Below are 12,913 nucleotides of genomic sequence, written 5' to 3'. Positions count from 1 at the left end.
GCCACCCGGCGCAGGGAGGAGGAGAGCGCCGTGTGTCCGCTATGGGGTGATCACATAGACCAACACCCGAAACTTTGTGCAGCGGCCCCCGGGAGGAGGATAGGGACCGCTGCGACTGCCACCCGGCGCAGGGAGGAGGAGAGCGCCGTGTGTCCGCTATGGGGTGATCACATAGACCAACACCCGAAACTTTGTGCAGCGGCCCCCGGGAGGAGGATAGGGACCGCTGCGACTGCCACCCGGCGCAGGGAGGAGGAGAGCGCCGTGTGTCCGCTATGGGGTGATCACATAGACCAACACCCGAAACTTTGTGCAGCGGCCCCCGGGAGGAGGATAGGGACCGCTGCGACTGCCACCCGGCGCAGGGAGGAGGAGAGCGCCGTGTGTCCGCTATGGGGTGATCACAAAGACCAGCACCCGAAACTTTGTGCGGTGACCCCCGGGAGGAGGATAGGGGTCACCGCCTGTCTCATGCGGCGCAGGGAGGAGGAGAGCGCCGGATGAAAGTCTGGAAAACCAAGGCTTTCCGTTGAAAATACGGCGACACGAGGGAGGGAGGAATGTGTCGCCGTTTACGCATCAGGCCCAGGGAGGAGGATAGGGCCGTCGCAGATCAGATATTCTTGCCGTAAGCGGCTTCAAGGGCGATCCGGGTGATCATCGAGCGTGAAATGCCCAAATCGTTCAACTCGCGGGTCGACAAAGCGCGCAGCTCGGATACGGTCTGGTTATAGACCTTGCGGCGGTGCAGCGCCTCTTTTGCCGATTTCATCACGCTGGCAACGCGGTCCATCAGGCCAAAGCTCGCAGCTGTGGATGTGTTCATATATGCCATGTTAAGCCTCGCTTTCAGTTTTCAAAGCGCCTTGTGTTGCGCTGTTGAAACCAAGATGGGGCAAATGCTGCACCTGCACAACCGCCCAATGCTGCAATGCAGCTATGCACCAGCGGAATAACACAAACTCGTGATTTACCTAAGGGAAACAGGCGCTTCGCCTTATTTTTTAGCAATTGGTCAACGCGCTCTTGCCCTTTGCCTGCAAACAGTCACCCTATGCGCAACAATTAGACGGAGAGCGAAGAATGGCTTTAACCAAAGATAATGTAATGGCGGTACTGGGCGGGGTTGCCCTGCCTGATGGCGGCACACTCGTCTCGCGCGATTTGATTCGGGCGCTGGTTGTTGAGGGCGACTCCATCCGCTTTGTGATCGAGGCGGCCAGCCCCGATCAGGCGCGCGCCCTTGCCCCCGTGCAGGCGCAAGCCGAGGCGGCCTTGCGCGCCCAACCCGGCGTTTCAACCGTGCAAGTGGTGATGACAGCCCACGGCCCCGCGGCCAAACCGCCCAGCCTGAAAATCGGTCAGCACCCGACACCGCAGCAGGGCGGCCCGGCACCGATAAGCGGTATTGACCGTATTATCGCCATCGGGTCTGGCAAAGGTGGCGTTGGCAAATCAACCGTTTCGTCCAATCTTGCGGTGGCTTTGGCAAAACAGGGCAGGCGGGTTGGCCTGCTGGATGCCGATATATATGGCCCCAGCCAGCCGCGCATGATGGGCGTCAGCAAGCGCCCCGCCTCGCCCGATGGCAAAACCATCATCCCGCTACAGGCGCATGGCGTTACTGTCATGTCTATGGGGTTGATGCTGCATGACGGCGATGCGGTGGTCTGGCGCGGCCCGATGATCATGGGGGCGTTGCAACAACTGCTGACACAAGTTGAATGGGGCAAGCTTGATGTCCTTATAATAGACCTGCCGCCGGGCACCGGTGATATTCAGCTTACTCTGTGCCAGCGCACGCAGCTAACCGGCGCAATCGTCGTGTCGACCCCGCAAGACGTGGCGATGCTCGATGCCCGCCGCGCGCTGGATATGTTTGCCAAGCTGAAAACCCCGGTGCTGGGCCTGATTGAAAACATGTCTACCTATCATTGCCCCAATTGCGGGCATGAGGCGCATCTGTTCGGCCATGGTGGCGTTGCCGCCGAGGCCGCCAAAATCGGTGTGCCGTTCCTCGGTGAATTGCCACTGGAACTGGAAACCCGTGTCGCAGGCGATGCGGGCACCCCGATCGCACTGGGTGACGGGCCGGCCGCAACCGCCTATGCCCAACTTGCCGCGCGTCTGGTGGCGGGCGGCATGGCCTAAAGCGGCCCCCGCGCGCAGCAACCAAGCCAAATCCGGCCAAAAGGCCGCCCCCAACTGCAATTGGGGGCGGCTTTTTGCGTTTGGCGGGGGGGCGCAATGGGAATTCGTGGCACTGCACATGGGATTTCTTGGGATTGGGCAGATTTTCCAGATGATGAGCGAATCACTTTCACGTAATTCACCGCCGTTTCAGCGGGTTTTTGCTGGAAGATCGCACCCGAGGCACGTAGTTTAGGCAGATCAGGGGCTATCTTCGCAGCGCTGTCCAAAAAAAAATGGGCTTTCTTGGGATCGTCTGGGCGCATAATTTTCTGTCTATATATAGTAGTGATTTTTTAAGCAAACAGCACAATTAGATCCAATGAGGCCATTTTCACCACAAGATGCTGTTTTTCACAGCTGTCAAAAACAACATATGCCCCGATTTACCCAAAAAAAACCATTGTGTCCCACGTAATCCCATGTCAAACATGTTCTACGGAAGCGGAAGACGGGCAAGACAAAATAAAAGGGATAATCAAAGATCCCGAATAAGGCGAAAATGGCAGGCTCATACAGGCAACCGCTCTTTTTGCTTCCGGCGATAAAAACGAGAACCCGGCGCGCGAGCGAGCAGACATCTCCCCCAGGTGGCGCGCGCAGTCGGTAGGACCCGGTAAACGGGACAGGGCGGCGGATTGGGCAGTGGCAGCAGCTCAATCCGCCGCAGTCCGTTTCAGGGGTAAAAACAATCAGGCCCGCAAGGGTGGCACCACAAAAAGGCGCAAAAGGGACGATCAAACCGTGTCGGAAGACTTCAGAGGCGAATACTACCAAAAGGTAGATAGCAAGGCGCGGGTATCTATCCCTGCAGCTTTTCGCCGTGTCCTCGATGCCGGTGACCCCTCCAGCTCTGACACATCCCGCACTCGCATTGTCATGGTTTACGGTGGCCGCAGCCGCCAGTATGTCGAATGCTATACCGTGCAGGCCGCCGATGCGCTGGCCGCAAAGGTGCGCGCGCTTCCCATCGGTTCCAAAGCCCGTCAGATAGCCGAGCGTGACTTGATCACCCGCTCTCTGACCATTGAAATTGACGAAAACGGTCGCATCGTCCTGCCGCAAAAAGTGCGGGACAAAATCGAATTTGCTGACGGCGATGAAACCGCTTTTGCAGGCACGCTTGACCGCTTCCAGATCTGGAAGGGTGCCACCTATGACGCCGTCAACGGCAGCCTTGACGACGAAGAAGACGAGCTGCCCGAGGGCATGGATGTTCTGTCGCTTCTCAGCGGCGTTGCGCCGGGGGTATAGGCCTTGGAACAAAGCGATCCCACGTCAGGTCGCCCGCATATCCCGGTTTTGATCGGCCCGATTCTGGCCGCTGTTGGTCCGGTTTCCGGCCATTGGCTTGATGGTACGTTCGGTGCAGGGGGCTATACCCGCGCCTTGCTGGATGCCGGCGCCGAAACGGTGACGGGCGTCGACCGTGATCCGCTTGCACTGGAAATGGCCGCCGCTTGGGCGCATGACTATGGCAACCGCCTGCGCCTTGTGGCGGGTAATTTTTCCGACCTGGATCAATACGTGGATGCGCCGCTTGACGGCATCGTCCTCGATCTTGGTGTCTCGTCCATGCAGCTTGACCAGGCCGCGCGCGGCTTTTCCTTTGCCAAGGATGGCCCGCTGGATATGCGCATGGCGCAAAGCGGCGAAAGCGCTGCCGATCTGGTCAACACCGCGTCTGAACAAACGCTTGCCGATATTCTGTACCATTACGGCGAAGAGCGCGCCTCGCGCCGCATCGCCCGTGCCATCGTCGCCGCGCGCGAATCCGCCCCCATCACTACAACCCTGCAACTGGCCAGCATCGTGTCGGGTTGCTTGCCGCGCCCGAAACCGGGCCAATCGCACGCCGCCACCCGCAGCTTTCAGGCCATCCGCATCGCGGTGAATACCGAGTTTAATGAGCTGATAGAGGGCCTTATGGCCGCCGAGCGCGCGCTAAAGCCCGGTGGTTTGTTGGCCGTTGTCACCTTTCACAGCCTCGAAGATCGTATCGTCAAGCGCTTCTTTCAAAACCGCTCTGGCAAGGATGCGCAAACCAATCGCTACGCCCCCGAGCGCGCTGAAGATGCCGCCCGTTTTACCCTTGTCACCAAGGGCGCCGTCGCCCCCGATGCCGATGAGATTGCGCAAAATCCGCGCGCGCGCTCGTCCAAACTGCGCGTAGGCCGCCGCACCACGGCCCCCGCAGGCCCGGTTGATCCGGCCGCTTTGGGCGTGCCGATGCTGCCGACGACCCCTTCCTACAAGTCCCGCCCCTCTACGCCCAGGGCTGCCAAAAAAGGACATCGATAATGCGCCCATTCTTGTTTATCCTTTCTGCTATCGTGCTGATGTCGCTTGCATTTTGGGCCTACCGCGAAAACTATGCCACGCAGCGGGCGCTGAAAGACGTGTCAAACCTGAACCGCGAAATCGCAGCCCTGCGTGAGGCCCTGTCACAGCAGAATGCCGAATGGGCTTATCTGAACCGCCCGTCACGCCTGCGCGACCTTGCTGCGCTGAACTTCGACAGCCTCGGCCTCTTGCCGATGGAACCGTCCCAGTTCAACCGCGTCGATCAGGTGGCCTTTCCACAGCCCCCATCGACCGAGCCTACTTTGGCCGATCCTGTTGATACCGTCGGCACGCTTGACGGCACAGACAGCAGCACGGGCAGCAGCACCAATGACGGCGAAGGCCATGTCGAACCGCCCACCACCACCTCGGAGGAGCCGCTATGATCCGCACCCCCCTGCGCCCCTTGGCCCGAATCCTTGCGGCCCGCCAGAACGGTGAAAACCCCGATCATATCGAACGCGAAAACATCCGCCTGCGTGCCGAAGATTCCCGCGCCCGCGCCCAGAACCGTGCCGAAGGGCGGCTTTTGCTGCTTGGCGTGGCGTTCTTCGCGGCGTTTCTGGTTGTCGGCACCCGCATGGGCCAGCTTGCCGCCTCGGTCCCCGAAGAGCCGCGCTCGGCCGGCGCAGGTACCGAAATCAGCGGCCGCCGCGCCGATATTACCGACCGCAATGGCCGCATTCTGGCCACCAATTTTTCGACCTTCGCGCTCTATGCCCATCCAAAGCAGATGGTCGACCCCAAACATGTCGCTGTCGAGCTGGCCAAACTTTTCCCCGATATGAATGCCGCCGATATGGAGCGCCGCTTTACCGATGGCCGCTCGTTCATGTGGCTGCGCAAGAAACTGTCGCCCGAACAAATGCAGGCTGTGCATGATATCGGCGATCCCGGCCTGCTCTTTGGTCCGCGTGACATGCGGCTTTATCCCAACGGCAATCTGGCCGCCCATATCCTTGGCGGCGCGTCCTTTGGCGCCGAAGGCGTCCACTCGGCCGAAGTGATCGGCACCGCAGGGATCGAACGCGCAATGGATGCCCGCCTGCGCGATCCGGCACAGGCGGCAACACCAATGGCCCTTTCCATCGACCTGACCATCCAATCCACGATGGCCGAGGTGCTGGATGCGGGCATGACCATGATGAACGCCAAAGGGGCTGCCGGCGTGTTGATGGATGTTCACACCGGCGAAATCATCTCGATGGTCTCGCTGCCCGATTTTGATCCAAACGACCGCCCCGCACCTTTGCTCAAAGGTGATCCCGGCGACAGTCCGCTGTTCAACCGTTCGCTTCAGGGCGTCTATGAACTTGGCTCGACCGCCAAAATCTTTGCGGTTTCGCAGGCTCTTGAACTGGGCCTCGTGAACCCCGACACCATGGTCGATGCCAATGCCCCCATGCGCTGGGGCAAATTCAAAATCGGCGAGTTTGAGGGGCATAACTACGGCCCGTTGCTTTCCGTTACCGAAGTCATCGAAAAATCCTCGAACGTCGGCACCGCCCATATCGCGCTTATGGTCGGCGCTGATCGGCAACAAGAGTTCCTGAAATCGCTCGGCCTGTTCGATCCGGTCCCGATTGAACTGATCGAGGCGCCCGGCGCCGCTCCGCTGATTCCGAAACGTTGGTCCGATATCGTGACCATCACCACATCCTACGGCCACGGCATGTCGGTTAGCCCGATGCATCTGGCCGTCGCCTATTCGGCCATCGCCAACGGGGGCGTGCTTTTGCCGCCAACCTTGCTCAAACGTGATAAAATCCCCGAAGGCACCCGCATCCTTTCTGCCAAAACCGCGAAAACTGCGGCGGCAATGCTGCGCCGCGTCGTCACCAACGGTACGGCGTCCTTGGGCGAGGTCGAAGGCTATGAGGTCGGTGGCAAAACCGGCACCGCCGATAAGGTAAGACCCGGCGGCGGCTATGACAAAGACAGAAACATCAATACTTTCGCGGCAATGTTCCCGGTTTCCGATCCGCAATACGTGCTGGTTGTAACCCTTGACGAGGCCTCGGAAAACACAGGGCCAAAGCCCCGTCGCACCGCCGGCTGGACCACCGTTCCCGTGGCCGCCGAGGTGATCCGCCGCGTGGCACCCTTGCTCGGGCTCAGACCGCAGATTGAATATACCCCCCTAAACGCGGTATCAGCACCAAAGCCATAACCGACAGCCGAGGGCAGACATGACGCAGGCCAGAAAACTCTCCGATCTTGGCCTGACGGCACGTAGCGGCGAAAACCCTGTGATTACAGGTCTTTGCGTCGATAGCCGTGCCGTTGCGCCGGGCAATCTCTTTGCGGCTTTGCCGGGGGCGGTGATTCACGGGGCGGAATATATCCGCGCCGCAGTGGCCCGTGGGGCCGCAGCCATCCTGACCGATGCCGAAGGTGCTGCCATCGCGCGCGACGCAATTGCCCCCGCCGCGCTGATCGTGGCCCAAGACCCGCGTCAGGCATTGGCCTACACAGCCGCGCTTTGGTTTGGCGCCCAGCCCGAAACCATGGTCGCGGTGACAGGCACCAATGGCAAAACATCTGTGGCGACGTTTACCCGCCAAATCTGGATGGCACTGGATCACGCCGCGATCAATATCGGCACCACCGGCGTCGAAGGCGCATGGCACGCCCCGTCGCCCCATACCACCCCCGAACCGATCACCCTGCACCGCATGCTGTCGCAGGCCGCCGCCGCCGGTATCACCCATGCCGCGATGGAGGCCTCCTCCCACGGCCTCGACCAGCGCCGCCTTGATGGTGTGCGCCTCGCCGCTGCTGGCTTCACCAACTTCACCCAGGATCACCTCGACTATCATCACACGTTCGAGGCCTATTTTGATGCCAAGGCCGGCCTCTTTACCCGTATCCTGCCCGAAGACGGCGTGGCCGTGATCAATATCGACGATCCAAAGGGCCAAACCATGGCCAATCTTGCCGAAGATCGCGGTCAGGATGTGCTGCGCGTGGGCCGCTCGGCGCTGGCCGATCTGCGCATCCTTGGCCAACGCTTTGATGCCACAGGTCAGGATTTGCGGCTGGAATGGTTGGGCGAGGCGCATCAAACCCGCCTGTCGCTGATTGGCGGTTTTCAGGCCGATAACGTGATGCTAGCCGCAGGGCTTGCTATCGGGGCAGGCGATGACCCTGCACAAATCTTCAACATTTTGCCGCAGCTGAACGGCGTGCGCGGCCGGATGCAACTCGCCGCGACCCGCCAGAACGGCGCATGCGTCTTTGTCGATTACGCCCATACCCCCGATGCCATTGCCACTGCGCTGGCGGCGCTGCGCCCGCATGTCATGGGCCGCATCGTGGTGGTCTTCGGGGCAGGGGGCGACCGCGATACCAGCAAACGCCCGCTGATGGGGCAGGCCGCAGCCGAACACGCCGACATCCTGTTTGTCACCGATGACAACCCCCGCTCCGAAGATCCCGCCACCATCCGCGCCGCCATCATGGCCGCTTGCCCGCAGGCAACCGAGGTCGGCGACCGCGCCGAGGCCATCCTGCGCGGCGTCGATGCCCTCGGCCCCGGCGACGCCCTGCTGATCGCCGGCAAAGGCCACGAAACCGGCCAAACCATCAAAGGCCAAACCTATCCCTTCGACGATGCCGAACAGGCCTCCATCGCCGTCGCCGCACTCGACGGGCTGATCTGATGCCAACAATCTCCTCAACTCCCCCCTTCCGCTTTCTTTTCGGCCCGAATATCCCACAGAGAATCCGGGTACGGGTCTGGGGGATGTGAACTCCCCCGGCGCCCGCCAACAGACCGCCGCCAGACCATAAGGACCACTCGCATGACCCCGCTCTGGACCGCCCAAGACGCCATCACCGCCACAGGCGGCACATGCCCCGCAGACTGGCAAGCCACCGGCGTCTCGATCGACACGCGCAGCTTGCAAAAAGGCGATCTCTTCATCGCCCTCACGGATGTACGCGACGGGCATGATTTCGTGGCCACCGCGCTTGAAAAAGGCGCAGCCGCTGCCCTTGTCTCGCGTATCCCGGCAGGCCTGCCCGCCGACGCCCCGCTGCTTCTTGTCCCCGATGTGCTCAAAGGCCTCGAAGCCTTGGGCCGCGCCGCCCGTGCCCGCACCGAGGCGCGCGTGATCGGCGTGACCGGCTCGGTCGGCAAAACCTCGACCAAGGAAATGCTGCGCGCGGCCTTTTCCGGCCAAACCCGCGTTCACGCCGCCGAGGCCAGCTATAACAACCACTGGGGCGTGCCGCTCACACTCGCCCGCATGCCCCGCGAATCCGGCCTCGCTGTGCTCGAAATCGGCATGAACCACCCCGGCGAAATCGCGCCGCTTGCCCGCATGGTCCGCCCGCATGTTGTTATCATCACAACCGTCGCCCCCGCGCATCTTGAGGCCTTTGCCGACCTCGCAGGGATTGCCGCCGAAAAAGCCGCCATTATCGACGGGTTAGAGGAAGGCGGCACCGCCATCCTTCCCGCCGACCTCGACGTCACCCCCATCCTAACCGCCAAAGCCTCGCTTGCCGGCGTCACCACGGTTCTCTTTGGCAGCCATGCCCAGGCCGACTACCGCCTCACAGACGTCCAGATCACCGAGTTCGCCACCATCGCCCGCGCGCGGCAGGCGGGGCAGGACATGCTGTTCAAACTCGCCACCCCCGGCAAACATTTTGCCGCCAATGCGCTGGCAGTACTTGCCGCCTCTGATGCCCTTGGCTTTGACCGCGCAATTACCACCACCGATCTTGGCCGCTGGGCGCCGCCCGCCGGCCGCGGCACCCGTGAAACCATCGTCCTTGATGATGTCGAAGGCCACAGCTTTGGCCTGATCGACGATGCGTTCAACGCCAACCCTGCCTCAACCGGCGCAGCACTTGACCTGCTGGCTGCTTGCAAGCCCACCGACAAGGTGGGGCGCCTCGCCCAAGGCCGCCGCATTGCCATCCTTGGCGACATGCTCGAACTGGGGCCTACCGAAATCGCCCTGCACGCCGCTATCGCCACCCACCCCGCGCTGGCCCAAATCGCACTGGTCCATTGCGTTGGCCCGCGAATGCGCGCGCTCCACAGCGCCTTACCCAAATCCAAACGCGGCCACTGGGTCGAAACAGCGGCCGAGCTTTTGCCAAAAGCACCGCAACTGGTGGATGCAGGCGACATCGTGCTGGTCAAAGGCTCCAAGGGTATCAAAGTCAGTCTGGTGGTTGACGCCCTGCGCAAATTGGGGCAACCGACCCCTGCACATCAAGGAACCGAGTAAATGCTATACTGGCTTACGGAATTTTCAGACGGCGGCGACATCTTTAACCTGTTCCGCTACATCACCTTCCGCGCGGGTATGGCATTTTTCACCGCGCTGATCTTTGGCTTTATCTTTGGCAAGCCGCTCATCAACCTGCTGCGCCGCCGTCAGGGCAAAGGCCAGCCGATCCGCAATGACGGGCCGCAAACCCATTTCGCCAAGGCCGGCACGCCGACAATGGGCGGGCTGCTCATCCTTTCGGCATTGCTGTTTTCCACCTTGCTCTGGGCGCGGCTTGATAGCCCCTATGTCTGGATCGTGCTGGGCGTCACCTTTTCCTTTGGTCTGATCGGTTTTGCCGATGACTATGCCAAAGTTTCCAAGCAAAACACCAAAGGCGTGTCGTCCAAGGTGCGTTTCCTTCTTGGTCTGATTATTGCTGCGGTCGCTTGTACCGCCGCTGCCTGGGCCCACCCCGAGGCGCTGGCATATCGCCTCGCCATGCCGGTGTTCAAAGATACATTGCTCAATCTAGGATGGTTCTTCATTCCCTTCGGGATGATCGTGATTGTCGGTTCTGCCAATGCGGTCAACCTGACAGATGGCCTCGACGGCCTTGCAATCATGCCGGTGATGATCGCGGCAGGCACGCTTGGCGTGATCTCTTATATCGTCGGTAACTACAACTATACCGAATATCTGGGCGTCCATTTTGTTCCGGGCACGGGCGAGCTGCTCATCTTTACAGCCGCCCTGTTCGGCGGCGGCCTCGGGTTCTTGTGGTATAACGCCCCGCCAGCCGCCGTGTTCATGGGCGATACCGGCTCGCTTGCCCTAGGCGGCGCGCTTGGCGCGATTGCCGTCTGCACCAAACACGAAATCGTCCTTGCGATTGTTGGCGGCCTGTTCGTGGTCGAGGCACTTTCGGTCATCATTCAGGTGCTCTACTTCAAACGCACCGGCCGCCGCGTTTTCCTCATGGCCCCGATTCACCACCATTTTGAAAAAAAGGGCTGGGCCGAGCCGCAAATCGTTATCCGGTTCTGGATCATCTCGCTGATCCTCGGGCTGATCGGCCTCGCAACGCTAAAACTCCGCTAACATCGCGGGCCGGGGATCTCTTCGGCCCGACAGCGTTTTACCCTTGGCCAAAAGCATGGCCTTGACCACATCACCAATGCCAAACAGCTGAACACGCATCGCCAGCTGTTTGGCCGTCATCGCCGCGATGGCGCAAGATTGCGACATGGTGCTGAAAGCCTGCACAACGCGGCCCGACACCCGATCGATCAGGCAAAACCACCTCCCATTCTTCTTGCCATCCCCGATAAATGCGCGGCGTCGCAAAATAGGTCCCGCCCCCCGGCTTCATCTTGGCTCAAATACCTAAATCCCATCCCCTCCCCAAACGCGCGGCGCGGGTTAATATAAGGTAAATGAAAACATGAAAAATACGTAAAAACATATACTTGACTAAATGTCCGCGCGCGGTCAACCACCTGCCTGACCGTAGCCAAACCGCACCCCCTTGCAGCCCGCCCCCCATCCCCGCATTCTTCGGTCCAAATTGTTGAAAGGCCGCGCCATGATTCCCGTTACCTGTTTCCAAGGCCAGAAAGTCGCCGTTCTCGGGCTCGGCCGCTCCGGCCTCGCCACCGCCCGCGCCCTGACCGCCGGCGGGGCCACGCCTGTCCTTTGGGATGACAGCCCCGAATCCCGCGCCAAAGCCGAGGCCGAGGGCTTTGCCTGCACCGATCTGACCCGCAACGGCGCCTTTGATGACATCGCAGCCCTTATCGTTTCGCCCGGCATCCCCCATCTTTATCCCAGCCCCAATCGCGTGATCGCGGCGGCCCTTTTGGCCGGCGTTCCGGTCGATAATGATATCGGTCTGTTTTTCCAAAGCTTTGCGACCAAAGATTGGGATGGTTTCGATACCTTGCCCCGCGTCATCGCAATCACCGGATCAAACGGCAAATCAACCACGACGGCCCTCATCCACCATATTCTGTCCGTAGCAGGCCGCCCAACCCAAATGGCCGGAAATATCGGCCGCGGTGTGCTTGATATCGACCCGGGAATTGACGGCGAAGTTATCGTTCTGGAACTCTCCAGCTATCAAACCGATCTTGCCCGGGCACTGACGCCAGACGTGGCGGTTTTCACCAATCTCTCGCCTGACCACCTTGATCGCCACGGCGGCATGGGCGGCTATTTCGCCGCCAAACGCCGCCTGTTTGCCGAAGGCGGCCCTGACCGCGCGGTGATCGGGGTGGATGAGGTTGAAGGTCGCTATCTTGCGAACCAGCTCTCTGAAGGGGCGCAGGATGATCGCGTGATCCGCATTTCATCGGGGCAAAAGCTGGAAAGCTTTGGCTGGGCAGTTTTCGCGCGCAAGGGATTTCTGAGCGAATGGCGCAAAGGGCGGCAAGTGGCCTCGATCGACCTGCGGGCCGTTTCAGGCCTGCCGGGCGCCCATAACCACCAAAATGCTTGCGCGGCCTATGCTGCAACGCGCAGCCTGGGAATCGGACCAAAGGTGATTGAGCAGGCATTGCACAGCTTTGCAGGCCTGCCACATCGCAGCCAGTTGGTTGGCGAAAAAGACGGTGTGCGGTTTATCAATGATAGCAAAGCCACCAATGTAGATAGTGCCGCCAAAGCGTTGCAGGCCTTTCCCCGCATCCGCTGGATCGCAGGCGGGTTGGGCAAGGATGGCGGGATAAGCGGTCTGGTGCCATACTTGGGTTCGGTTTCAAAAGCCTATTTGATTGGCCATAGCGCCCGCGATTTTGCGCTGGAGCTGGGCGAAACCCCGCATGAGATCTGCGAAACCATGGAGCAGGCTGTGGCCCGCGCGGCAGCAGAGGCCGAGGCTGGAGAGGTGGTCTTGCTGGCCCCTGCAGCGGCAAGTTTTGACCAGTATCCGAATTTCGAAAAGCGGGGGGAAGATTTCACTGCGAAGGTACGGGCATTTTTGGGAAGTTAGAAGGCGGGGGCATTCTGCCCCCCTTCGCCTGAAGGCGAATTCCCCCCTGAGGATATTTTTGCCGAAAAGAAAGCGCGAGGCGGTGAAATTCCTGAAAATTGGGCGCTGTTTTTACCCTTTTCCCTAGCCACCGAGCGCGATCGTTGCTACAGTTTGAACCAGA

At 60.6% G+C, this 12,913-nt stretch carries 11 protein-coding genes; 9 read left to right on the top strand and 2 right to left on the bottom strand.

All coding sequences use genetic code 11. From position 1 onward, the window contains the following. Positions 1 to 613: 613 nt before the first annotated feature. Positions 614 to 826, bottom strand: a complete 213-nt coding sequence (locus tag AKU79_RS04020) for a DUF1127 domain-containing protein (protein WP_408002830.1) — start codon at positions 824 to 826, stop codon at positions 614 to 616. 257 nt (positions 827 to 1,083) lie between these two features. Between AKU79_RS04020 and AKU79_RS04015 the strand changes: the two genes are divergently transcribed. The 8 genes from AKU79_RS04015 to mraY all read left to right on the top strand — a co-directional run bounded on the left by AKU79_RS04015 (position 1,084) and on the right by mraY (position 10,862). Continuing rightward, the gene (locus AKU79_RS04015; protein WP_050522290.1) at positions 1,084 to 2,151 is read left to right on the top strand and encodes an Mrp/NBP35 family ATP-binding protein; all 1,068 of its coding nucleotides are present in this window, start codon (positions 1,084 to 1,086) and stop codon (positions 2,149 to 2,151) included. 783 nt (positions 2,152 to 2,934) lie between these two features. Next, positions 2,935 to 3,444, top strand: a complete 510-nt coding sequence (locus AKU79_RS04005) for a division/cell wall cluster transcriptional repressor MraZ (RefSeq protein WP_050522288.1) — start codon at positions 2,935 to 2,937, stop codon at positions 3,442 to 3,444. Between the two features lie 3 nt (positions 3,445 to 3,447). Next, positions 3,448 to 4,491 carry a 16S rRNA (cytosine(1402)-N(4))-methyltransferase RsmH gene (rsmH, locus tag AKU79_RS04000; protein ID WP_050522287.1) on the top strand — a complete coding sequence of 348 codons (1,044 nt, stop codon included), beginning with the start codon at positions 3,448 to 3,450 and terminating at the stop codon, positions 4,489 to 4,491. Then, positions 4,491 to 4,919, top strand: a complete 429-nt coding sequence (gene ftsL / locus AKU79_RS03995) for a cell division protein FtsL (RefSeq protein WP_050522286.1) — start codon at positions 4,491 to 4,493, stop codon at positions 4,917 to 4,919. The genes rsmH and ftsL overlap by 1 nt, the downstream gene beginning before the upstream one ends. Continuing rightward, positions 4,916 to 6,703: a peptidoglycan D,D-transpeptidase FtsI family protein gene (locus AKU79_RS03990; RefSeq protein WP_050522285.1), complete on the top strand. Its 1,788-nt coding sequence runs from the start codon at positions 4,916 to 4,918 to the stop codon at positions 6,701 to 6,703. The genes ftsL and AKU79_RS03990 overlap by 4 nt, the downstream gene beginning before the upstream one ends. Positions 6,704 to 6,722: 19 nt before the next feature. Continuing rightward, positions 6,723 to 8,195, top strand: a complete 1,473-nt coding sequence (locus AKU79_RS03985; protein WP_050522284.1) for a UDP-N-acetylmuramoyl-L-alanyl-D-glutamate--2,6-diaminopimelate ligase — start codon at positions 6,723 to 6,725, stop codon at positions 8,193 to 8,195. A 141-nt stretch (positions 8,196 to 8,336) separates the two neighbouring features. Further along, the gene (locus AKU79_RS03980; protein ID WP_050522283.1) at positions 8,337 to 9,779 is read left to right on the top strand and encodes a UDP-N-acetylmuramoyl-tripeptide--D-alanyl-D-alanine ligase; all 1,443 of its coding nucleotides are present in this window, start codon (positions 8,337 to 8,339) and stop codon (positions 9,777 to 9,779) included. Further along, positions 9,780 to 10,862, top strand: a complete 1,083-nt coding sequence (gene mraY, locus AKU79_RS03975; protein ID WP_050522282.1) for a phospho-N-acetylmuramoyl-pentapeptide-transferase — start codon at positions 9,780 to 9,782, stop codon at positions 10,860 to 10,862. Here the strand turns inward: mraY and AKU79_RS19460 are convergent. Then, on the bottom strand, positions 10,848 to 11,009 hold the full coding sequence (locus AKU79_RS19460; protein WP_197087226.1) for a hypothetical protein: 162 nt from the start codon (positions 11,007 to 11,009) through the stop codon (positions 10,848 to 10,850). The genes mraY and AKU79_RS19460 overlap by 15 nt on opposite strands. Before the next feature lie 337 nt (positions 11,010 to 11,346). Between AKU79_RS19460 and murD the strand changes: the two genes are divergently transcribed. After that, positions 11,347 to 12,750, top strand: coding sequence for a UDP-N-acetylmuramoyl-L-alanine--D-glutamate ligase (gene murD / locus AKU79_RS03965; RefSeq protein ID WP_050522304.1), 1,404 nt, complete (start codon positions 11,347 to 11,349; stop codon positions 12,748 to 12,750). The last annotated feature ends 163 nt before the right edge of the window (positions 12,751 to 12,913 follow it).

This window comes from Pseudorhodobacter wandonensis, from assembly GCF_001202035.1.
In the GTDB taxonomy this organism is placed as follows: domain Bacteria; phylum Pseudomonadota; class Alphaproteobacteria; order Rhodobacterales; family Rhodobacteraceae; genus Pseudorhodobacter; species Pseudorhodobacter wandonensis.
Note: the sequence above shows the minus strand (reverse complement) of the source record. Positions and strands in the feature narration are given on the sequence as shown.

Bases quoted from the DNA above. Each gene is read 5' to 3' on its own strand.
- AKU79_RS03990 (WP_050522285.1), top strand. From the start codon at position 4,916: ATGATCCGCACCCCCCTGCGCCCCTTGGCCCGAATCCTTGCGGCCCGC.
- AKU79_RS19460 (WP_197087226.1), bottom strand. From the start codon at position 11,009: ATGTCGCAATCTTGCGCCATCGCGGCGATGACGGCCAAACAGCTGGCG.
- AKU79_RS04020 (WP_408002830.1), bottom strand. From the start codon at position 826: ATGAACACATCCACAGCTGCGAGCTTTGGCCTGATGGACCGCGTTGCC.
- mraY (WP_050522282.1), top strand. From the start codon at position 9,780: ATGCTATACTGGCTTACGGAATTTTCAGACGGCGGCGACATCTTTAAC.
- AKU79_RS03980 (WP_050522283.1), top strand. From the start codon at position 8,337: ATGACCCCGCTCTGGACCGCCCAAGACGCCATCACCGCCACAGGCGGC.
- AKU79_RS04015 (WP_050522290.1), top strand. From the start codon at position 1,084: ATGGCTTTAACCAAAGATAATGTAATGGCGGTACTGGGCGGGGTTGCC.
- ftsL (WP_050522286.1), top strand. From the start codon at position 4,491: ATGCGCCCATTCTTGTTTATCCTTTCTGCTATCGTGCTGATGTCGCTT.
- murD (WP_050522304.1), top strand. From the start codon at position 11,347: ATGATTCCCGTTACCTGTTTCCAAGGCCAGAAAGTCGCCGTTCTCGGG.
- AKU79_RS03985 (WP_050522284.1), top strand. From the start codon at position 6,723: ATGACGCAGGCCAGAAAACTCTCCGATCTTGGCCTGACGGCACGTAGC.